Source organism: Streptomyces sp. EDA2-14 (assembly GCF_054963755.1).
Genome location: NZ_JBUEGE010000005.1, coordinates 182,438 through 201,028 on the forward strand (window position 1 = coordinate 182,438; position 18,591 = coordinate 201,028).

An 18,591-nucleotide genomic window follows, 5' to 3' on the forward strand; every position below is an offset into this window, starting at 1 on the left:
CGTCAGGCCCTCGGCCGTCGGGGGCTGGTCAGCTCTCCGCCGTCACCTGCTTGAGCGCGACGTTGAGTTCGAGGACATTGACCTGCGGCTCACCCATGAAGCCGAGGGTCCTGCCGTCCTTGTGCGCGTCGACGAGCTTCTGCACCCGCGCGACGGAGAGGTGGTTGCGCTCCGCGATCCGGTGCACCTGGAGGTCGGCGTACTCGGGCGAGATCGCCGGGTCGAGGCCCGAGCCCGAGGAGGTGACGGCGTCGGCCGGTATGTCGGAGGGTCGCACCGTGTACGTCGCCGTGGAGTTGTCCTTGACGACGGCGGCCTTGGCGGCGTCGACCTGCTTGACGAGCTCCTTGCTGTCACCGGCCAGGTTGGTGGCACCGGAGATGAGCAGCTTGTACTGGGTGTTGACGCTGTTCTCCCCGAGCCCGTTGGACGGCCGGGGCTGGAACCACTTCAGGTCCGGCTTGCCGTCCTTGGTGAGATACCGCTGGCCGATGAGGGAGGAGCCGACGACCTTGCCCTCGGATGTGATCTCCGAGCCGTTGGCCTTGTCGTGGAAGGCCGCCTGCGCGACGCCCGTGATCGCGAGCGGGTAGAGCACGCCGCACACGACGGTGAGGACGATCAGGGCGCGCAGCCCCGCCCACAGCAACCGGCCCGTGTTTCCTACCGCGTTGTTCATGGTGATCAGCACGCTTTCTGCGGGTCAAAGGCCGGGGACGAGGGAGATGAGGAGGTCGATGAGCTTGATGCCGACGAAGGGCGCGACGAGCCCGCCGAGTCCGTAGATCGCGAGGTTGCGTCGGAGCAGCCGGTCCGCGCTCACCGGCCGGTACTGGACGCCCTTCAGGGCGAGCGGCACCAGCGCGATGATGATGAGCGCGTTGAAGATGACGGCGGACAGGATCGCGGAGTTCGGCGAGGACAGCTGCATGATGTTCAGCGTCTCCAGGCCGGGGTAGACCGCCGCGAACAGGGCCGGGATGATCGCGAAGTACTTAGCGACGTCGTTGGCGATCGAGAACGTGGTCAACGCGCCTCGGGTGATGAGGAGTTGCTTGCCGATCTCGACGATCTCGATGAGCTTGGTCGGGTTGGAGTCGAGGTCGACCATGTTGCCGGCCTCCTTCGCGGCCGACGTTCCCGTGTTCATCGCGACGCCGACGTCCGCCTGGGCGAGGGCCGGGGCGTCGTTGGTGCCGTCGCCGGTCATCGCGACAAGCTTGCCGCCCGCCTGCTCCCGCTTGATGAGGGCCATCTTGTCCTCGGGAGTCGCCTCGGCGAGGAAGTCGTCGACACCCGCCTCCTCGGCGATCGCCTTGGCGGTCAGCGGGTTGTCGCCCGTGATCATGACGGTCTTGATGCCCATGCGGCGCAGCTCGGTGAACCGTTCGCGCATGCCGTCCTTGACGACGTCCTTGAGGTGGATGACTCCCAGGACGCGGACTCCCTCGGCGTCCTCCACGGCCACCAGCAGCGGCGTGCCACCAGCCTGTGAAATGCGGTCGTTGAGTTCCTGTGCGTCCTCGGCGACCTCGCCGCCACGCTCCTCGACCCAGGCCATGACGGAGCCGGTCGCGCCCTTGCGGATCTTGCGTCCGTCGACGTCCACGCCGGACATCCGGGTCTGGGCGGTGAACTCGATCCACTCGGCGCCGGTCAGCTCGCCCTGGTGCCGTTCGCGCAGTCCGTACTTCTCCTTGGCGAGGACGACGACGGAGCGGCCCTCGGGTGTCTCGTCGGCCAGCGAGGAGAGTTGCGCGGCGTCGGCGACCTCGGCCTCGGTGGTGCCGCGCACCGGCAGGAACTCGGCGGCCTGGCGGTTGCCGAGGGTGATGGTGCCGGTCTTGTCGAGCAGCAGGGTGGACACGTCTCCGGCGGCCTCAACCGCGCGGCCGGACATGGCGAGCACATTGCGCTGAACGAGGCGGTCCATGCCCGCGATGCCGATCGCGGAGAGCAGGGCACCGATGGTGGTCGGGATCAGGCACACCAACAGGGCGACGAGGACGACCATGTTGAGGTGCTTGCCCGCGTAAGTGGCGAACGGCGGCAGGGTGGCCACGGCGAGCAGGAAGACGATGGTGAGGGACGCGAGGAGGATGTTCAGCGCGATCTCGTTGGGGGTCTTCTGCCGGGCCGCGCCCTCGACCAGGTTGATCATGCGGTCGATGAAGGTCTCGCCGGGCTTCGCCGTGATCTTGACGACGATGCGGTCGGAGAGCACCTTCGTACCGCCGGTGACCGCGGACCGGTCGCCGCCGGACTCGCGGATGACCGGGGCGGACTCGCCGGTGATGGCGGACTCGTCGACGGAGGCCACGCCCTCGACGACGTCACCGTCGCCGGGGATGATGTCGCCGGCCTCGCACACGACGCGGTCGCCGACCTTGAGCTGCGTACCCGGCACCTGCTCCTCGGCGGAGCCGGTGAGCCTGCGGGCCACCGTGTCGGTCTTCGCCTTGCGCAGCGTGTCGGCCTGCGCCTTGCCGCGGCCCTCGGCGACGGCCTCCGCCAGGTTCGCGAAGATCACCGTGAGCCACAGCCAGGCGCTGATCGCCCAGCCGAACCAGTCGGTGGGGTCCGTGAAGGAGAACGCCGTCGTCAGGACGGACCCGATCAGCACCACGAACATCACGGGCGACTTGACCATGACGCGCGGGTCGAGCTTGCGGCAGGCGTCGGGCAGCGACTTCAGCAGCTGCTTGGGGTCGAACAGGCCCGCGCCGACCTTGCCGGCTCCGTCTTGCCGGGACTTGTGCCCGGTGGGCACGTCCTGGTGGGGCGCCCTGGTGGGTGTCGCAGTGGACATCTCGTCCTCGGTTTCCTCAGGTCCCTCAGTACGTACGGTCATGACGCGAGCCCTTCCGCGAGCGGGCCGAGCGCGAGCGCCGGGAAGTACGTCAGACCGGTGATGATCAGGAGCGTGCCCACCAGGAGTCCGGTGAACAGCGGCTTGTTGGTGCGCAGGGTGCCTGCCGTCTCGGGGATCGGCTTCTGCTCGGCCAGCGATCCGGCGAGCGCGAGCACGAACACCATCGGCAGGAAGCGGCCGAGCAGCATGGCGAGGCCGATCGTGGTGTTGAACCACTGGGTGTCGGCGGCGAGGCCCGCGAAGGCGGACCCGTTGTTGTTGGCGCCGGACGTGTACGCGTACAGGATCTCGGAGAAGCCGTGCGCGCCGGAGTTGAGCATGGAGTTCGGCGGGGTCGGCAGGGCCATCGCGAGCGCCGTGAAGACGAGGACGAGGGCCGGGGTGATCAGGATGTAGCAGGCCGCGAACTTGATCTCGCGGGTGCCGATCTTCTTGCCGAGGTACTCGGGGGTGCGGCCGACCATCAGGCCCGCGATGAACACCGCGATGACCGCCATGATCAGCATGCCGTAGAGGCCGGAACCGGTGCCGCCGGGCGCGATCTCGCCGAGCTGCATGCCGAGCATGGTGAGTCCGCCGCCGAAGCCGGTGTAGGAGGAGTGGAAGGAGTTGACGGCTCCGGTCGAGGTGAGCGTCGTGGAGACGGCGAAGATCGACGACGCTCCGATGCCGAAGCGGGTCTCCTTGCCCTCCATGGCGCCGCCCGCGGCGTCGAAGGCGGGGCCGTGGTGGGAGAACTCGGTCCACATCATCAGGGCGACGAAGCCGACCCAGATGGTCGCCATCGTGGCGAGGATCGCGTAGCCCTGCTTCACCGAGCCGACCATCGTGCCGAAGGTGCGGGTGAGGGCGAAGGGGATGACGAGGATCAGGAAGATCTCGAAGAGGTTCGAGAATCCGGTGGGGTTCTCGAAGGGGTGGGCCGAGTTGGCGTTGAAGTAGCCGCCGCCGTTGGTGCCCAGCTCCTTGATGACCTCCTGGGATGCGACGGCGCCGCCGTTCCACTGCTGCGAGCCACCCATGAACTGACCGACCGAGTGGATGCCGGAGAAGTTCTGGATGGCGCCGCAGGCGACGAGGACCAGCGCGCCGATCACGGAGATCGGGATCAGGATGCGGACGGTGCCGCGCACCAGGTCGGACCAGAAGTTGCCCAGTTCACCGGTGCGCGAGCGGGCGAAGCCGCGCACCAGGGCCACCGCCACGGCGACCCCCACGGCCGCCGAGACGAAGTTCTGCACCGCGAGGCCGCCGGTCTGCACGACGTGACCCATGGACTGTTCGCCCGCGTACGACTGCCAGTTGGTGTTGGCGACGAAGGACGCGGCCGTGTTGAAGGCCTGGTCCGGGTCGATGGACGTGAAGCCGAGCGAGCCGGGCAGGCTGCCCTGGATCCGCTGGAGCAGGTACAGGAAGAGGACGCTCACGGCCGAGAAGGCGAGGACGCCACGCAGATAGGCGGTCCAGCGCATCTCGGCGTCGGGGTTGGCGCCGATGCCCTTGTAGATCCACTTCTCCACCCGGAGGTGCTTGGCGGAGGAGTAGACCCGGGCCATGTAGTCGCCCAGGGGGCGGTACGCCAGTGCGAGCGCCGCTATGAGCGCGAGCAGTTGGAGCACGCCGGCGAGTTCGGGGCTCATGTCGGGCTTCAGAACCTCTCCGGGTAGATGAGGGCGAGGACGAGATAGCCCAGGAGGGCGACGGCCACGACGAGGCCGACGATGTTCTCGGCGGTCACAGCTTGGTCACCCCCTTGGCGACGAGGGCCACCAGCGCGAAGACCGCGATCGTGGTGACGACGAAGGCCACGTCGGCCATCGTGAGCTCCCTGGGTGAAGGTCGTGACGTGAAACTGACACTCAGAGGAAACCCCCGGTCAGAGCCGGTTTCACGCTCCCTTGACGGCTCCCATACGGCGCCGGACACGCCCTTGACGCGTCTCTTACGACACCGGGCGGGTACGGCGGTCGTGGAACGGTTCCGGGAGTGTCCGGGAGCTGTCACAGTCGGCGCCCCGGTCTGTTCCGCGCGGCCGGACGGGCGCATCGTCGACACAGGGAAGCGGCCCGCCAGGGCCGCACCACCGACCGCCCCGGAGGTTCGCCATGTGTTTCCACCACCCCGCGTGCCCGAACCCCGAGCACGTCGTCGCCGCCCACCCGGAGCAGGGCTGGAGCCTGTGCTGCGACGGCACGATCGTCTTCGACGACACGGGTGAGCTGCGGCCCGACGGCGGCGTCGTGGCCCCGCACCGCACGTACCCGACCCTCGTCGGGCAGCTGGCCGTCGCGGCCTGACCGCGGGGCGACGTTCCTGCGGCGGGATCCGTCCTAGCCGCGGACGTGGCGGGCGAGCCAGGGGCTGAGCGCGACCGGCGGGATCAGCTCCTTGTAGGTCTCGTCACCGGGCAGGGGGACGATCAGCCACAGGGCAGGAGGGAAGGCCCTCCGCCTCACATGGGCCAGTCCGCCGTAGACGGAGCGCAGGAACGCCGGGACGGCGTCCCGGGGCACGTCCTCGAAGTCGATGTTCTCGACCGTGATCCGCGCGTCGTCCTCCGGGAAGATCCGGACGGTCACGGCAGGAGTTCCGCCCAGCTCGACGAGCGCCTCGTGCGGCAGCGAGCCGTCCGGATCGGTCACCACGAACGCCCCGGCCGAGGCGCGGCGGGACGTCTGGTCGGCACCGATGTCGTCGGTGACGGCCACGTCCAGGTTGTACTCCCGGGCGATCTCACGCACCGCCGCCACAGCGGACTCGGTGCTCGGCAGACGCGGATGCTCCATGGCCCCGATCATGCCTCATGGGGGGGGCAGTGGCCCGTCCCCCTCATGCCCAGACGGCCGCCGCGAGCGCCGCGCCGGTGAAGGCGGCGCCGAGTCCGGCGGCGATGCTGCCGACGACATTGACGGCGGCGTAGAAGCGCGCCCCGCCCTCGGCCAGGCGCAGCGTCTCGTACGAGAACGTGGAGTACGTCGTCAACGCCCCGCACAGGCCCGTGCCGATCAGCAGCTGCACCCGGGAGGAGGCGCCACCGGCCGCGACGGCGCCGGTGAGGAAGCCGAGGATCAGGGAGCCCGTCACGTTGACGGCGAACGTTCCCCAGGGGAACACCGTGTCGTGCCGGGACTGGACGGCCCGGTCGGTGAGATAGCGCAGGGGGGCGCCGACCATCGCGCCCACGATCACCAACAGCCAGTTCACGCGCCGCCCCCGCCCTCGTCCGCTTCCTTCGCTTCCCGTCCCACGTAGCGGATGACCTCGCAGTCGTCGAGGATCACGAGACCTTCGGCGACGAGTTCGTCGATCCGCGGCAGGAAGGCCCGGATCCGGTCCTCGGTGTCGACGATGATCACGGCCACCGGCAGGTCCTCGCTCAGCGAGAGCAGCCGGCTGGTGTGGATGAGCGAGGAGGCGCCGAAGCCCTCGATGCCGCGGAAGACGGAGGCGCCCGCGAGGCCCTCGGCGTGCGCGCGGTGCACGATCTCGGCGTACACGGGCTTGTGGTGCCAGGTGTCGTTCTCGCCGATGAAGATCGTGACGCGCAGGGCGGTGCCGGTCAGGCGGGACTGGTTCGCGGATGTCATCACCGCTTCCTCCGTTCGATGGCGCGGCGGGTCAGGTGCGCCGCGGCCCACACCGACGCGAGCGCCACGCACACCGTCAGGGCGAGGTAGCCGAGAGCGGTGCGCGGGTGGCCTTCGTCGATCAAATTCTGGATGTCCACGGCGTACGTGGAGAAGGTCGTGAAGCCGCCGAGGACGCCGGTGCCGAAGAACGGCCGGACCAATCGGTGGGCCGCCCACACGTCGGAGATGACGACCATGAAGACGCCTATGACCGCGCAGCCGATCGCGTTGACGACGAGGGTCGTCCAGGGGAAGGCGCCGGTCGCCGTGGGCCACAGCAGGGTCGCGCCGTAGCGGGCGCTCGCGCCGACGGCTCCGCCGAGGGAGACGACGGCGACGACGGGCCCCTGACCCTGCCATGCGGGTCTGCGGCGGACGGGCGTGTGCAGCTCCACGTCCGGGTCGACGGGTTCGTTCAGCATTGGGGTGCGGGCCTCTCCCACGGATGTCTCCTACTCGCCGGGCACACGGTACGGGTGCGCGTCGTCGCAAGTAGGGACCGTTGGCGGCGTCGTCGCCGCGGTTGGAGTACGGCGGGCCCCACCGCCGTACGGTGATCGCGACCACCGCCGCGCACAGCGTACCGCGCGGCGCGCCGAGCCACCGCGCGGGGGCTTCCGTCCCGCGCCCGCCTTGGTAGCGTCGCGACCCCGTCCCCGAACCCGACGCCGATCAGGTGGGTGCCCATGACGCCGCTCGCGCTGTACCTGCCGATGCTGGACGCGGTCCCGCGCTGGCTCCAGATCACGGCGGGCGTGGTGGTCCTCGGCCTCATGGTGACGCGGGTGCTGCTGTTCTTCCGGCGCCGGAAGTAGCCGCCGGAAGTAGCGTCACGGCCGTCCGGCCCGCCCCTGACGTGCGAGGACGGGCCGGGTGGCCGCTCAGCCGATCAGCCCTGGACGCGGATCAGCCCTGGACGCGGATCAGCCCTGGACGCGGATCAGCTTCTTGTTCGCGAACTCCGCCATTCCGTACTTGCCCAGCTCACGGCCGATGCCGGAGCGCTTGACGCCGCCGAAGGGCAGGTCTGCCTGGGTGCCGGCGAAGCCGTTGATCCACACCATGCCGGTGTCGAGCCGGTCGGCGACGCGCTTGGCGCGCTCGACGTCGCCGCTCCACACCGCACCGCCGAGGCCGTAGGGCGAGCTGTTGGCCAGCTCGACGGCGGCGTCCTCGTCGGACACCGAGTAGACGACGGCGACGGGGCCGAACAACTCCTCGGTGTAGGCGCGCATTTCGGGCGTGATGCCGGTCAGCACGGTCGGCTGGACGTACGCGCCCGGGCCCTCGCCGCGGCCGCCGCCGGTGTGCAGCGTGGCGCCCTTGTCGACGGCGTCCTTGATCTGTTCGAGCAGCTGGTCGGCGGCCGCGCGCGAGGACAGCGGGCCGAACTTGGTGCCGGGCTCCAGCGGGTCGCCGGCCTGCACCGCTCCGACGTTCGCGGTCAGCTCGCGCACGAAGTCCTCGTAGAGGCCGTCCTGGACGAGGAAGCGCTTCGGCGAGTTGCAGGCCTGGCCCGCGTTGCCGAGCCGGCCGCCCGCCGCGGCGCGGGCCGTCTTCGCGACGTCCTCGGTGTCCAGAAGGATGAACGCGTCGGAGCCGCCCAGTTCGAGGACGCACTTCTTGAGGTTGCGGCCCGCGATCTCGGCGACGGCCGAGCCGGCCCGCTCACTGCCGGTGAGCGAGACACCCTGGTTGCGCGGGTCGGCGATGATGTCGGCGACCTGGTCGTTGGTGGCGAAGATGTTGAGGTACGCACCGGTGGGCAGGCCCGCGTCGACGAAGATCTGCTCCATCGCGAGCGCCGACTGCGGACAGCTGGGGGCGTGCTTGAGCAGGATCGTGTTGCCGAGCATCAGGTTCGGCGCGGCGAACCGGGCGACCTGGTAGTACGGGTAGTTCCACGGCATGATCCCGAGCAGCGAGCCGAGCGGGGCGGTGCGCACGGTGGCGGTGCCGCCGCCGCTGACCGAGAGCTCCTCGTCGGCGAGGAAGCCGGGGCCCTCGGTGGCGTAGTACTCGTAGATGCTGGTGACGATGTCGATCTCGCCCTTGGCCTGGGCGAGCGGCTTGCCCATCTCCAGGCTGATGATGCGGGCGAGCTCGTCCTTGCGCTCCTGGTAGATCTCGCCGACGCGCCGCAGCACCGCGGTGCGGGTCTCGACGGACGAGTCGCGCCAACTCTGGTAGGCCGCGTGGGAGTCCGCCAGCGCGGTCTCGATCTGCTTCGCGGTCGCCTCGGGGAATTCCTTGAGGGTCTCGCCGGTCGCGGGGTTCACCGTTTTGTAGGCCGTCATGATCGCGACCATACCTTTCGTGTCCCCGGTGTCGCGATGGCGCGCAGCCGCACCGGGAAACGTACTACGGGTTATTGACGCTGCTGCAACCGAGCGTGGAGTGTTGTGTTATCCGAGGAGCATCCGAGGACCGTCCGAGGACCGTCCGAGGACGAGGGGAACCGCCATGCCGAGCGTCGAGTTCCGGACCGCCCCGACGCACTACCGCCACTGGACGCTGAAGGTCGACGGGTCCGTGGCCACGCTCACCATGGACGTGGCGGAGCAGGCCGGCCTCGTCCCCGGCTACGAGCTGAAGCTGAACTCGTACGACCTCGGTGTCGACATCGAGCTGTACGACGCCGTGCAGCGGCTGCGCTTCGAGCACCCCGAGGTACGGGCCGTGGTGGTGACGAGCGGCAAGGAGAAGGTGTTCTGCGCGGGGGCGAACATCCGGATGCTCGCGGCGTCGAGTCACGCCTGGAAGGTGAACTTCTGCAAGTTCACCAACGAGACGCGGGGCGCCATCGAGGACGCCTGCGCGCACTCCGGCCAGAGCTATCTCGCCGCCGTCAACGGCACGGCGTCGGGCGGCGGTTACGAGCTGGCGCTCGCCTGCGAGCGGATCCTGTTGGTCGACGACCGTTCGTCGACGGTGTCGCTGCCCGAGCTGCCGCTGCTCGGTGTCCTGCCGGGCACGGGCGGCCTCACCCGGCTGGTCGACAAGCGGCACGTGCGCCGGGACCGCGCCGACTACTTCGCGACGAAGCCGGAGGGTGTGGGCGGCAGGCGGGCGGCGCAGTGGCGGCTGGTCGACGAGGCCGTGCCGCGCGGGGAGTGGGAGGGCGCCGTCGCGGCCCGCGCGGCCGAGGCCGCCGCCCGCTCCGACCGCCCGGCGGGCGAACCGCGGGGGATCCGCCTCACCCCGCTGGAGAAGACACGGACCGACGACCGGGTCGACTACGGGTACGTGCACGCGGCCCTCGACCGCGCCCGCCGCACCGTGGAGATCACCCTCGAAGGACCGCGGGAGGACGCCCCGGCCGATCTCGCCGCCCTGCACGCGCAGGGGGACGCAGGCTGGTCGCTCGCCCTGGCCCGCCAGCTCGAAGACCTCGTCCTCGATCTGCGCACCAACGAACCGGAGTTGGGCACCTGGGTCCTCCGCAGCCGCGGCGACGTCTCCCGCGTCCTGGACCACGACGCCCTGCTGCTCGCCCACGGCGACGACTGGCTCGCCCGCGAGATCACGCTCTACCTGAAGCGCACGCTGAAGCGCCTCGACCTGAGCAGCCGCAGCATCGTCGCCCTGGTCGAGCCGGGCAGTTGCTTCGCCGGGACGCTCCTGGAGGTCGTGCTCGCGGCCGACCGTTCCTTCCATCTGGCCGGTGTCTTCGAGGAGATCGACCCCGATGCCGCTCCGGCCACCGTCGTCGTCGGCCCGATGAACCTCGGCCCGCTGCCCATGAGCAACGGTCTGAGCCGCCTGCAGACCCGGTTCCTCGGCGACGAGGAGTCGCTCGCCGCCGCGCGGGCCGCCGACGGGCAGCCGCTCGACGCCGTGGCGGCCGAGCGGCTCGGCCTTGTCACCTTCGCCCCCGACGACATCGACTGGGACGAGGAGGTGCGCATCAGCCTGGAGGAGCGGGCCGGGTTCAGCCCGGACGCCCTCACCGGCCTGGAGGCGAACCTGCGCTTCGCGGGCCCCGAGACCCTGGAGACCAAGATCTTCGGACGGCTCACCGCCTGGCAGAACTGGATCTTCAACCGCCCGAACGCCTCGGGCCCGGATGGGGCCCTGCGCAGGTACGGCACCGGGCAGCGCGCCGAATTCGACCGGAAGCGGGTGTGACGATGGCGCTCACCGCCGACTACACGGACAAGATCCCCAACAATGTGGACCTGCACGAGGACCGCAGGCTCCAGCGGGCCCTGGAGTCCTGGCAGCCCAACTTCCTCACCTGGTGGGACTCCATGGGCCCCACCCTTCCCACCGACGACGTGTATCTGCGCACCGCGGTGGACGTCGGGCGTGACGGCTGGGCGCGGTTCGGGCACGTGGCGATGCGCGACTACCGCTGGGGCGTCTTCCTCGCCGAACCGCAGCCCGACCGCCGTATCGCCTTCGGCGCGCACCGCGGCGAGCCCGCCTGGCAGCAGGTGCCCGGCGAGTACCGGGCCGATCTGCAGCGCCTCATCGTCATCCAGGGCGACACCGAACCGGCCAGCGTCGAGCAGCAGCGCAACCTGGGGGCGACCGCGCCCAGCCTCTACGACCTGCGCAATCTCTTCCAGGTGAACGTGGAGGAGGGCCGGCACCTGTGGGCGATGGTGTATCTGCTGCACGCCCACTTCGGCCGGGAGGGCCGCGAGGAGGCCGAGGAACTGCTGCACCGCAACTCCGGGAGCGAGGAATCGCCGCGCATCCTGGGCGCGTTCAACGAGGAGACGCCCGACTGGCTGTCCTTCTTCATGTTCACGTACTTCACCGACCGCGACGGCAAGTACCAGTTGGGCACGCTCAAGGAGTCGGCCTTCGATCCGCTGTCGCGCACGTGTGAGTTCATGCTGAAGGAAGAGGCGCACCACATGTTCGTCGGCACCACCGGCATCGACCGGGTGGTGCGGCGCACGGCCGAGCTGATGCGCGAACACGACACCGACGACGTCACCGCCCGCGGCGGCATCCCGCTCGACGTCATCCAGAAGTACATCAACTTCCACTACTCGGTCTCGCTCGACCTGTTCGGCTCCGAGACGTCGACGAACGTCGCCAACTACTACACCTCAGGGCTCAAGGGCCGCTGGGGCGAGGAGCGCCGCAAGGACGACCACACCTTGACCGACGACTCGTACCTCGTCGACGCGCTGGTCGACGGCGCGTTCGGGCAGCGGGAGGTAGCGGCGCTCGTGGGCCTCAACACCGATCTGCGGCGCGAGTACATCCGCGACTGCCACAGCGGCCTGAACCGCTGGAACCGGCTGCTCGACGAGGCCGGGGTCGACCGCCGCCTCCATCTGCCGCACGTCGCGTTCAACCGGCAGGTCGGTGCCTTCGCCGGGATCGAGTCGGGGCCCGACGGCACCGTCCTCACGCCCGATGCCTGGGAGGACGGCAAGGGCGCCTGGCTGCCGACCGAGGTGGACAAGGCGTACATCCGCTCCCTGATGCGGCCCGTGCACGAGCCCGGCCGGATCGCCTCCTGGATCGCCCCGCCGCGCCAGGGCATCAACGGCAAGCCGTTCGACTACGAGTACGTGCACCTCACCTGACGTCGGGAGTCGAGGATGAGCGAACTCGGCTACGCGGAGCTGCACTTCACCGAGGCGCTGCCGACGACCGCGACCGGCGACCCGACCGCTTCCCGAGCAGAGCACGAGGAGACCTGATGCTGGACGGACACCCGCTGATCGACGTCCATCTCCACCCGGCGCGCCTGTCCACGCTGAAGCCCACGTACGAGGAGTGGACGCAGGGCGTCGCCGACCACGACCTCCTCGCCCGCGTGTACGACGGCGACACGGTGGACCCGGAGGCGTTCCACCGGCACCTCGTCTCCGAGGGCGTCGACATCGCGCTCCTGCTGTCGGAGTACAGCCCCCGCACGACCGGTATTCAGCCCATCGAGGACCTGTTGCCGCTCACGGCCTACGATCCGGCCAGGGCCAAGCCGATCGCCAACATCAACCCGCACCTGCACTACCCCATCGAGGAGGAGTTGCGGCGCCAGCTCGACCTGGGCGCGGTCGCCTGCAAGCTGCATCCCGTGCACGCGGGCGTCGCCGCCAACGACCGGCGGCTCTACCCGGCGTACGAGCTGTGCCAGTCCGCGGGCATCCCGCTCGTCGTCCACTGCGGCACGAGCACGTTCCCCGGCGCGCTCAACAAGTACGCCGACCCGCTCTTCCTCGACGACGTGCTGCGCGACTTCCGCAGGCTCGACATCGCGCTCGCGCACGGCGGGCGCGGCTGGTGGTACGACGCGGCGGCCTTCATGGCCCTCTCCAACGAACGGGTCTGGATCGAGCTCTCCGGCCTCCCGCCGTCCCGGCTGCGCTCGTACTACAGCCGGTACGACTGGAACCGCCTCACCCGCCGCATGATCTTCGGCACCGACTGGCCGGGGGTGCCGGGCATCGCGAAGAACGCCCGCGCCGTCGCGGCCCTGTGCCCGGACGAGGCGACCGCGGGACTCGTCCTGGCGGGGAACGCGGCACACGTGTACCGGCTGAAGCTGGAGGAGTGAGTGCGGCGGCCGGCCGTCAGCCGTCGGCCGTGAGGCGACTCCACCGGCGCTGCGCGTCCTCGTGCCAGCGCTCGTGCAGTTCGGTGAAGAGGTTCGCGGCCCGGACGCCGATCCAGTGCGGGGGCAGCAACTCCAGAGGCAGTTGCGGGTCGAGGGCCGGGAAGCGGCGCCACGCGTCCACGAGCCGGATCTGCGCGAGGAGCGTCGCCTCGCCGGACTCGACGCGCATCCCGGCGAAGGCGCGGACGAACTCCTCGTACTGAGTGGCCAGATCGCCGAGCCGCCACGCCTGTTCCACCATGTCGCGCTCGGAACCGATCCCCGCGAAAGGGCCACAGAAGGACGAGACTTCGGTCCCGAGGCCCAGTTCCTCGACCACCTGCTTGGCCTCGGCCTCCCGTGCGGCGTGCGGCCCCACCCACAGGCCGGGCGCGGGGCTGCCGAGGCCCACCCAGGTCAGCCGGGTGCGCAGCCGGTGCCGCAGCTCGCGGCGCGTCTCCGGGACGCTGACGAGCAGCACCAGCCAGCGTCCGTCCCAGCGCTCCCGCCCCTTGCCGAAGGCGTAGATGCGCTCCGCGCCTTCGCTCAGCAGCGTCCTGCCGTGCTCGGTCAGCGCCCACCGCACCCGCCGCCCGGACCGCTCGGCGGTGACGATGCCGCCCGCCGAGAGCCGGTTCAGCGCCTGCCGGGCCGCCTTCTCCTCGACGCCGAGACCGTCCAGGACGCGCAACAGCGCCGAGGTCCAGACTGGGACGCCGCGGGGCAGCACGTACTCACCGAGCACGGTGAGCAGCAGGGAGCGCGCGCTCCCCGATCCGGTCGCCTTGCTCAATCCGTGCTCCTCCGCCGGGCGTTGCCCCAGGGTAGCCGAATTCCGCTACGGATTGACGGCGCGGCGTCCGCCGTCCGTAGAACGTGAAGGGTCCATGGGCGCCGCTCAGCGCCGCCCCTTGATCCGCTCCACGCCCACCACACCGATCGCGGCGAGGCCGATCTGGATGGCGAGTTCGATCCAGTCGATGCCCTTGGTCTCGGCGACGTCGAAGGCAGTCGCGAGGGCGGTTCCGATGAGTGCCGCGACGATGCCGACCAAGAGCGTCCACAGGATGCCGATGCGCTGCCTGCCGGGGATGGCCAGGCGCCCCAGCACGCCGATGACGATGCCGACGACGATCGCGGTGAAGATTCCGGAGATCTCCATGCCTGTCTGCCTCTCCTTGATCTGCCACTTCGACGTTTCGACACAGCTGTCGAATGTCGATTTACGTGTTCCCCGGCATGGGGGACGCAGTCCCGTCGCCGACGGTTGAGCGCCGAAGGTGGTGTTGGCCCCACCATGGAGACGGTGGCTGCCCGGCTCCCGGCGTCGATCACAACTCCCTAGGTTCATGGGCATGTTGAAGCGGACAGCACACGCAGCCATCGCCGTCTCCCTCGCCTCCGGAGCCCTCGTCGCCACCGCGGCGACCGCCACCGCCACCACTGGCACCACCGTGCGGACCGACACAGGGGTCGTACGCGGCTCGGCCGACGGTTCCGTCCGCACCTTCGAAGGGATCCCGTACGCGGCCCCGCCCGTCGGCAGGCTCAGATGGGCGCCGACCGCGCCCGCCGCCCGGTGGCACGGCGTCCGGGACGCCACCCGGCCCGGTCCCGCCTGCCCGCAGACCGGGCTCGTCCCGCCCGTCGGCCCGCGCTCGGACAACGAGGACTGCCTCTCCGTCAACGTGACGACTCCCAAGGGACGTTCGTCGCAGCCGCGTCCCGTCATGGTCTATCTGCACGGCGGTGATCACACCGACGGCGAGGGCGCTATGAACGGGGCCGCGCGGCTCGCCGCCCGGGGCGATGTCGTGGTCGTGACGGTCAACTACCGGCTGGGCGCCCTGGGCTACCTCGCCCACCCCGCGCTGGAGAAGAAGGGCGGCGAGTCCGGGAACTACGGGTTCCTCGACCAGCAGGCCGCCCTGCGGTGGGTGCAGCGCAACGCCGCCGCGTTCGGCGGCGACCCCGACAACGTCACCCTCTTCGGCCAGTCCGCCGGAGCCACCAGCACCTGCGCACATCTGGTCGCCCCCACCTCGGCCGGGCTGTTCGACCGGGTGATCCTGCAGAGCGGCGCCTGCACTCGGGCCGACGCGACGACGAAGCGGGCCGACGCGCTGCGGCAGGGCGGGGCGACGGCGCGGGACATCGAGAAGACGCAAGGCATCGACGACTGGCGCGCCGCGTCCCCCGCACAACTGGTGCACCCCTTCGGCACCGGGCCGCACTACGGTCCGGTGTACGGCGGTGAGCTGCTGCCTCGCACGCCCCGTCAGGCCTTCTCCACCGGCCGGTTCAACAAGGTGCCCGTCCTCCAGGGCATCACCCGCGACGAGAACCTCGGCGCCGTCTACAGCATGGAGCTGACCAAGCGGCGGAGCACTGGAGACCCGGACGCCACTCTCGACGAGAACGACTACCGCGACGGGCTCGAAGCCACCTTCGGCGAGGAGAAGGCGCGGAAGGTCGCCGCCGAATACCCCGTCGCCGCCCACGACGGCTCCCCCGCGCTCGCCCTCGGGGCGGCGCTCACCGATGCCGACCATGGCCGCGCCACGGTGACCAATGGGCAGTCATTGGCCGACCGTACCCCCACGTACACCTACGAGTTCGCCGACGATCCCAGCCCCTGGTACGCCGATCCGGCCTACCCCGAGCCCTCGTTCCCCGCCGGCGCCATGCACACGTTCGACCTCCCTTACCTCTTCGACCTCTCAGCCCACCGGCCGCTCGACCGGCGCCAGCGGACCCTGTCCGCCGCGATGATCGACATCTGGTCGGACTTCGCCCGCGACGGCAGGGCCCCGTGGAAGCCCACCACCGCGTCCGCGCTCAACGTCCAGTCCCTCGCCTCGGGGCCGGGTGGCATCCGGCCCGTCGACTTCGCCGGGGAGCACCACGACTCCTTCTGGAAGTCGCTGGACTGACGGCGCCGCTCAGGCCGCCGCCTGCGGGTGGGTGAACCGGGCCAGCAGGTCGTCGAGGGCCACGAGGCCGGTGAGGCGGCCGGTGTCGTCGTGGACGACGGCGAGCGAGGCGCGGCGCTGGCGGAGTTGCTCGATGGCCTGGCCGACCGTGTCGGTCGTCAGCAACTCGGGTACCGGGCGCGCCAGTTCACCGGCCGTGGTGGCGCGGCCCCGGCTGCGGGCGATCAGCGCGTCGCGGGCGTGCACGGAGCCGACGACGCGGTCCCCGGCCCGGACGAGGAGACGGCTGCGGTCGCGGGCCGCCGCCGTGGCGAGGATCGCGTCGAGGTCGGCGTCCGCGGGGACGGAGGAGATCCGCACGGCCGGGGTCTGGAGGTCGTCGACAGGGGTGAGCGGCTCGACCAGGGAGCTGGTGATCAGCTCGGAGTCGTCCTTGCTGATCAGGCCGAGCCGCTCGGACTCGACGACGAGGTGGGTGAGCTGCTCGCGGTTGTGGACCTCGGCCAGTTCGTCGCGCGGCGTGACGCGGCACATCCGCACAAGTGCGTTGCTGACCTTGTTCAGGACCCAGATCAGCGGGCGGACGATCCGGACCACGGCACGGAACGGGGGCGCGAGCAGCATCGCCGAGCGCTCGGGGTGCGCGATCGCCCAGGACTTGGGGGCCATCTCGCCGACGACCATGTGCAGGAACACCACGACGACCATCGCGAAGGCGAAGGAGACGCCGTAGCTCAGCCCGCTGGGCAGGCCCCAGCTGTGCAGCAGCGGGTCCAGCTCGTGCGAGATGGCGGGCTTGGAGATCGAGCCAAGGCCCAGCGTGCAGATGGTGATGCCGAGCTGGGCGCCGGCGAGCATCAGCGACAGCTCCCGCATACCGGCGAGCGCCGCCTTCGCGCCGCGCGCGCCGGATGCGACGGCCTGCTCCATGCGGTGCCGTTTGGCGGCGACGAGGGCGAACTCGGCGGCGACGAAGAATCCGCTGCCGATCAGCAGCAGGATCGTGATGAAGAGGGCCATGGGGAAGCTCATGAGCGCGGCTCCTCGTCGGTGCCGGAACCGTCCGCGGCGTCCGCCGCATCGGTGGCGGGTGTACGGGTCAGGTGGACGAGCTCCGGTACGTGCCGGTCGAGGGTGCGGACGTCGATGACCGCGTGCCCGCCGTCACCGTCCAGCTCGACCGTGATCCGGTCGCCGATCGCGGGGAAGCGGCCGAGGCGGTCGACGATGAGGCCCGCCACGGTGTCGTAGCCCTCCTCCTCGGGCAGCTGGACGCCGGTGGCCTCGGCGATCTCGTCGGGGCGGCGGCCCGCGTCGATCACCCAGCCCGTACCGTCCGGGTCCCGGACCGCCGGCCGGGTCTCGCGGTCGGTCTCGTCGGCGATGTCGCCGACCAGCTCCTCGGCGATGTCCTCGTACGTGACGACGCCTGCCACCCCGCCGTGCTCGTCGAGGACGACCGCGAACTCGTCGTCGGCCTCCCGCATGCGGTCGACGGCGGCGGGGAGCTGCAGCCGGTCGGGCAGCAGGAGGGGACGGCGGGCCAGCTGCTCGGCCGTGGTGCTCGCGTACGCGGACTGCGGCAGCGGTGTCAGTTCGCGCACGCCGAGGACGCCGGTGACGTCGTCGGGGTGGTCGCCCATGACCGCGTAGTTCGAGTGGCCGTGCTTGGCGATCAGCTCGACGGCCTCGGCGGCCGTGGCTCCGGCGCGGACGAAGACGGCGTCCGCGCGCGGCACGAGGACCTGGTCCAGGGTCCGCTCGTTGAACTCCAGGGCGTGGTCGAGGAGGGTGGCGGTCTCGCGGGGCAGCTCGCCCTGCTGATGGGACTCGCCGATGAGGTGGCTGAGCTCCTCCAGGGTGGCGCCGTGGTGCAGCTCCTCGACGGGTTCGATGCCGACCTTGCGCAGCAGCTTGTTCGCGGCGCTGTCGAAGAGGTGCACGACGGGGCCGACGACCTTCAGATAGCCGAGCGTGGACCCGGCGAGCGACTTGGCCAGGCGCTCGGGGACGGCGAGCGCGAGGTTCTTCGGGGCCAGCTCGCCCAGCACCATCTGGACGACCGTGGCGAGGACGAACGCCAGGACCACCGAGATCCCGGTCACCGCGGCGTCCGGGATGCCGATCCCGGAGAGGGCGGGGCGCAGCAGGGTCGAGACGGACGGTTCGGCGAGGAAGCCGACGACCAGTCCGGTGACCGTGATGCCGAGCTGGGCGCCCGACAGCATGAAGGACAGCCGCTCCAGCACCTTGAGGGCCTTCGCGGCCCGCTTGTCGCCCGCCTCCGCCTCGCGGGCGAGGGCGAGACGGTCGGCCGCGACGTAGGCGAATTCCTGGGCGACGAAATAGCCGGTGCCCGCGGTCAGCACGAGGACCGCGAGGAGGCCGAGCACGGCACTCAGCATGTGCCACCACCTCGCCGCGTGCCGGGCTCATGGATCATGGGGCGGGGTGGTCGGGGACTGTGTCCCGCTGGGTCCGTCGGTCTGGCGGACAACCGGCTGCTCCTTCGCGCTTTACTTTCTCTTTGCCTGCATTCCGACAACGCCCGAGCCGGCGCGGTCGTTCCCGACCACTCTCCGCCGCGTCCGGACG

At 70.5% G+C, this 18,591-nt stretch carries 19 protein-coding genes; 6 read left to right on the plus strand and 13 right to left on the minus strand.

Annotation, left to right across the window (positions count from 1 at the left end):
- Positions 1–28 precede the first annotated feature (28 nt).
- From ACY34M_RS16335 to kdpF, 4 genes are read right to left on the minus strand one after another with little or no spacing between them, the layout of a single operon-like run.
- Positions 29–679 (minus strand): potassium-transporting ATPase subunit C, encoded by a 651-nt coding sequence (locus ACY34M_RS16335; RefSeq protein ID WP_462717045.1) that lies wholly within the window; start codon positions 677–679, stop codon positions 29–31.
- A gap of 24 nt (positions 680–703) precedes the next feature.
- Positions 704–2,809 carry a potassium-transporting ATPase subunit KdpB gene (gene kdpB, locus ACY34M_RS16340; RefSeq protein WP_462717206.1) on the minus strand — a complete coding sequence of 702 codons (2,106 nt, stop codon included), beginning with the start codon at positions 2,807–2,809 and terminating at the stop codon, positions 704–706.
- A 38-nt stretch (positions 2,810–2,847) separates the two neighbouring features.
- Entirely contained in the window at positions 2,848–4,512 is a 1,665-nt protein-coding gene (kdpA, locus tag ACY34M_RS16345; RefSeq protein ID WP_462717044.1) for a potassium-transporting ATPase subunit KdpA, read from the minus strand.
- 8 nt (positions 4,513–4,520) lie between these two features.
- Positions 4,521–4,610, minus strand: a complete 90-nt coding sequence (kdpF, locus tag ACY34M_RS16350) for a K(+)-transporting ATPase subunit F (protein WP_018533641.1) — start codon at positions 4,608–4,610, stop codon at positions 4,521–4,523.
- A 367-nt stretch (positions 4,611–4,977) separates the two neighbouring features.
- On the opposite strand from kdpF, the gene ACY34M_RS16355 reads away from it, so the two are divergent.
- Complete coding sequence (locus ACY34M_RS16355) at positions 4,978–5,169, plus strand: DUF5999 family protein (protein WP_462717043.1); 192 nt, start codon at positions 4,978–4,980, stop codon at positions 5,167–5,169.
- A gap of 33 nt (positions 5,170–5,202) precedes the next feature.
- On the opposite strand, the gene ACY34M_RS16360 is transcribed toward ACY34M_RS16355, so the two are convergent.
- From ACY34M_RS16360 to crcB (ACY34M_RS16375), 4 genes are read right to left on the minus strand one after another with little or no spacing between them, the layout of a single operon-like run.
- A complete protein-coding gene (locus ACY34M_RS16360) occupies positions 5,203–5,658 on the minus strand; it encodes a hypothetical protein (protein ID WP_462717042.1) in 456 nt (151 codons plus the stop codon).
- Between the two features lie 43 nt (positions 5,659–5,701).
- Positions 5,702–6,076, minus strand: a complete 375-nt coding sequence (gene crcB, locus ACY34M_RS16365; RefSeq protein WP_462717041.1) for a fluoride efflux transporter CrcB — start codon at positions 6,074–6,076, stop codon at positions 5,702–5,704.
- On the minus strand, positions 6,073–6,459 hold the full coding sequence (locus ACY34M_RS16370; RefSeq protein ID WP_462717040.1) for a DUF190 domain-containing protein: 387 nt from the start codon (positions 6,457–6,459) through the stop codon (positions 6,073–6,075). Before ACY34M_RS16370 ends, crcB (ACY34M_RS16365) begins: the two co-directional genes overlap by 4 nt.
- Complete coding sequence (gene crcB / locus ACY34M_RS16375; protein ID WP_462717039.1) at positions 6,459–6,923, minus strand: fluoride efflux transporter CrcB; 465 nt, start codon at positions 6,921–6,923, stop codon at positions 6,459–6,461. The genes ACY34M_RS16370 and crcB (ACY34M_RS16375) overlap by 1 nt, the downstream gene beginning before the upstream one ends.
- Positions 6,924–7,187: 264 nt before the next feature.
- Between crcB (ACY34M_RS16375) and ACY34M_RS16380 the strand changes: the two genes are divergently transcribed.
- A complete protein-coding gene (locus ACY34M_RS16380; protein ID WP_462717038.1) occupies positions 7,188–7,316 on the plus strand; it encodes a hypothetical protein in 129 nt (42 codons plus the stop codon).
- Positions 7,317–7,424: 108 nt separating this feature from the next.
- Here the strand turns inward: ACY34M_RS16380 and ACY34M_RS16385 are convergent, their stop codons facing one another.
- Positions 7,425–8,798 (minus strand): NAD-dependent succinate-semialdehyde dehydrogenase, encoded by a 1,374-nt coding sequence (locus ACY34M_RS16385; protein WP_462717037.1) that lies wholly within the window; start codon positions 8,796–8,798, stop codon positions 7,425–7,427.
- A gap of 166 nt (positions 8,799–8,964) precedes the next feature.
- Here ACY34M_RS16385 and boxC point away from each other — a divergent pair, with 166 nt between their 5' ends.
- The 3 genes from boxC (at position 8,965) to ACY34M_RS16400 (ending at position 13,024) form a co-directional block, all read left to right on the plus strand.
- Positions 8,965–10,629: a 2,3-epoxybenzoyl-CoA dihydrolase gene (gene boxC / locus ACY34M_RS16390; protein ID WP_462717036.1), complete on the plus strand. Its 1,665-nt coding sequence runs from the start codon at positions 8,965–8,967 to the stop codon at positions 10,627–10,629.
- A 2-nt stretch (positions 10,630–10,631) separates the two neighbouring features.
- Complete coding sequence (gene boxB, locus ACY34M_RS16395) at positions 10,632–12,050, plus strand: benzoyl-CoA 2,3-epoxidase subunit BoxB (RefSeq protein WP_462717035.1); 1,419 nt, start codon at positions 10,632–10,634, stop codon at positions 12,048–12,050.
- Between the two features lie 116 nt (positions 12,051–12,166).
- Complete coding sequence (locus tag ACY34M_RS16400; RefSeq protein WP_462717034.1) at positions 12,167–13,024, plus strand: amidohydrolase family protein; 858 nt, start codon at positions 12,167–12,169, stop codon at positions 13,022–13,024.
- Positions 13,025–13,040: 16 nt separating this feature from the next.
- On the opposite strand, the gene ACY34M_RS16405 is transcribed toward ACY34M_RS16400, so the two are convergent.
- Together ACY34M_RS16405 and ACY34M_RS16410 are read right to left on the minus strand one after the other, a co-directional pair.
- Positions 13,041–13,856, minus strand: a complete 816-nt coding sequence (locus tag ACY34M_RS16405; RefSeq protein WP_462717033.1) for a PaaX family transcriptional regulator — start codon at positions 13,854–13,856, stop codon at positions 13,041–13,043.
- A gap of 105 nt (positions 13,857–13,961) precedes the next feature.
- Positions 13,962–14,225, minus strand: coding sequence for a GlsB/YeaQ/YmgE family stress response membrane protein (locus ACY34M_RS16410; protein WP_462717032.1), 264 nt, complete (start codon positions 14,223–14,225; stop codon positions 13,962–13,964).
- A gap of 193 nt (positions 14,226–14,418) precedes the next feature.
- On the opposite strand from ACY34M_RS16410, the gene ACY34M_RS16415 reads away from it, so the two are divergent.
- Positions 14,419–15,996 carry a carboxylesterase/lipase family protein gene (locus ACY34M_RS16415; RefSeq protein WP_462717031.1) on the plus strand — a complete coding sequence of 526 codons (1,578 nt, stop codon included), beginning with the start codon at positions 14,419–14,421 and terminating at the stop codon, positions 15,994–15,996.
- Positions 15,997–16,005: 9 nt separating this feature from the next.
- Here ACY34M_RS16415 and ACY34M_RS16420 read toward each other — a convergent pair whose 3' ends face one another.
- Both ACY34M_RS16420 and ACY34M_RS16425 read right to left on the minus strand, forming a co-directional pair.
- Positions 16,006–17,028: a hemolysin family protein gene (locus ACY34M_RS16420; protein WP_462717030.1), complete on the minus strand. Its 1,023-nt coding sequence runs from the start codon at positions 17,026–17,028 to the stop codon at positions 16,006–16,008.
- Entirely contained in the window at positions 17,025–18,398 is a 1,374-nt protein-coding gene (locus ACY34M_RS16425) for a hemolysin family protein (protein ID WP_462717205.1), read from the minus strand. The genes ACY34M_RS16420 and ACY34M_RS16425 overlap by 4 nt, the downstream gene beginning before the upstream one ends.
- Positions 18,399–18,591: the final 193 nt, after the last annotated feature.

Excerpts from the sequence above, each read along its gene's own strand:
- boxC (WP_462717036.1), top strand. The coding sequence starts at position 8,965 with ATGCCGAGCGTCGAGTTCCGGACCGCCCCGACGCACTACCGCCACTGG.
- ACY34M_RS16420 (WP_462717030.1), bottom strand. The coding sequence starts at position 17,028 with ATGAGCTTCCCCATGGCCCTCTTCATCACGATCCTGCTGCTGATCGGC.
- kdpB (WP_462717206.1), bottom strand. The coding sequence starts at position 2,809 with ATGTCCACTGCGACACCCACCAGGGCGCCCCACCAGGACGTGCCCACC.
- ACY34M_RS16370 (WP_462717040.1), bottom strand. The coding sequence starts at position 6,459 with ATGACATCCGCGAACCAGTCCCGCCTGACCGGCACCGCCCTGCGCGTC.
- ACY34M_RS16380 (WP_462717038.1), top strand. The coding sequence starts at position 7,188 with ATGACGCCGCTCGCGCTGTACCTGCCGATGCTGGACGCGGTCCCGCGC.
- ACY34M_RS16400 (WP_462717034.1), top strand. The coding sequence starts at position 12,167 with ATGCTGGACGGACACCCGCTGATCGACGTCCATCTCCACCCGGCGCGC.
- ACY34M_RS16355 (WP_462717043.1), top strand. The coding sequence starts at position 4,978 with ATGTGTTTCCACCACCCCGCGTGCCCGAACCCCGAGCACGTCGTCGCC.
- ACY34M_RS16385 (WP_462717037.1), bottom strand. The coding sequence starts at position 8,798 with ATGACGGCCTACAAAACGGTGAACCCCGCGACCGGCGAGACCCTCAAG.
- ACY34M_RS16415 (WP_462717031.1), top strand. The coding sequence starts at position 14,419 with ATGTTGAAGCGGACAGCACACGCAGCCATCGCCGTCTCCCTCGCCTCC.
- ACY34M_RS16410 (WP_462717032.1), bottom strand. The coding sequence starts at position 14,225 with ATGGAGATCTCCGGAATCTTCACCGCGATCGTCGTCGGCATCGTCATC.
- ACY34M_RS16335 (WP_462717045.1), bottom strand. The coding sequence starts at position 679 with ATGAACAACGCGGTAGGAAACACGGGCCGGTTGCTGTGGGCGGGGCTG.
- boxB (WP_462717035.1), top strand. The coding sequence starts at position 10,632 with ATGGCGCTCACCGCCGACTACACGGACAAGATCCCCAACAATGTGGAC.
- kdpA (WP_462717044.1), bottom strand. The coding sequence starts at position 4,512 with ATGAGCCCCGAACTCGCCGGCGTGCTCCAACTGCTCGCGCTCATAGCG.
- crcB (WP_462717039.1), bottom strand. The coding sequence starts at position 6,923 with ATGCTGAACGAACCCGTCGACCCGGACGTGGAGCTGCACACGCCCGTC.
- ACY34M_RS16360 (WP_462717042.1), bottom strand. The coding sequence starts at position 5,658 with ATGGAGCATCCGCGTCTGCCGAGCACCGAGTCCGCTGTGGCGGCGGTG.